Here is a 1,041-nt window from a genome sequence, read left to right as displayed (position 1 = left end):
CTGCTGGGACTGGTAGAGCGGCATCTGGCCGGCGGGGGTGTACGCGGCGGGGGTCAGCTCGGCCATGGGCTGCGCCTGGGGCTGCGGATAGGCTGCGGGCATCGCCTGCTGCGCCGCGTACCCCCCGTAGGTGCCCTGTGCCGTCTGGAGCGGGGCGGCGGGGTACAGGGCCGGTTGCAGCTGTTGTTGCTGTTGCTGTTGCTGCTGCGCGGACGCGAGCAGCATCTGGAGCTCGGTCTGCGGTTGCGGCAGCGCGTACGAGGGTTGCTGTGGCAGGGCGTAGGAGGCGTACGAGGGCTGGTCCAGCGCGTACGACGGCTGCTGGGGCAGGGCGTACGAGGGCTGCTCCAGGGCGTAGGACGGCTGCTGGTCGAGGGAGGGCTGCGGGGCGTACCAGGCCGTGCCGTACAGCACCGTGCTCAGCCCGGTCAGCAGCCGCTGCACATCCGGCTGGGAGCGCACCACCAGCCGCATGAACTGGCTGCTGCTGCCCAGCTTGTTGCCGCATTCACGGACCAGCACGCCGTGTTCGGACAGCAGCCGGTCGCGCACCTGGGCGCCGTCCGCGCCCTCCGGGAGTTTGACGAAGACGAAGTTGCCCTGGGAGGGATAGACCGTCAGCCCGGGCAGATTGGCCAGTTGGGCGGTCATCTCCTGCCGGTCGCGGCTGAGCATGCGCAGGCTCTGCGCGTACTCCGGCTGGTATCGCTTCAGCATGAAGACGATGACCTCGGCGAAGGAGTTGAGATTCCACTTCGGCAACCGGGAGCGTATCTGGACGGCGAGCGCCGGATTGGCCACCAGATAGCCGAAACGGACGCCGTGCAGCCCGAAGTTCTTACCGAGGCTGCGCAGCACAATGACATTGGGCCGCAGCACCGCCTCGTCCACGACACTCGGATATGCCTCCGAGTCGGCGAACTCCAGGAAGGACTCGTCGATGACGACCAGGTCGAGATCGGCGAGGGCGTCCATCATGGCGACGACGGCGTGTCGGGGCAGCAGTCCGCCGTCGGGGTTGTTGGGGTTGCAGATCACCGC

1 protein-coding gene is annotated in these 1,041 nt (G+C 68.1%); it reads right to left on the bottom strand.

What is annotated here, in order from left to right; translation table 11 throughout:
• Positions 1-1,041: aminotransferase class I/II-fold pyridoxal phosphate-dependent enzyme (locus AB4043_RS26535; RefSeq protein WP_442308662.1), on the bottom strand; the 1,041-nt coding region annotated here is incomplete at both ends.

The sequence above is a fragment of the Terriglobus sp. YAF25 genome (assembly GCF_052113305.1).
GTDB lineage: Bacteria > Acidobacteriota > Terriglobia > Terriglobales > Acidobacteriaceae > Terriglobus.
This window is presented reverse-complemented; position numbering and strand designations above follow the sequence as displayed.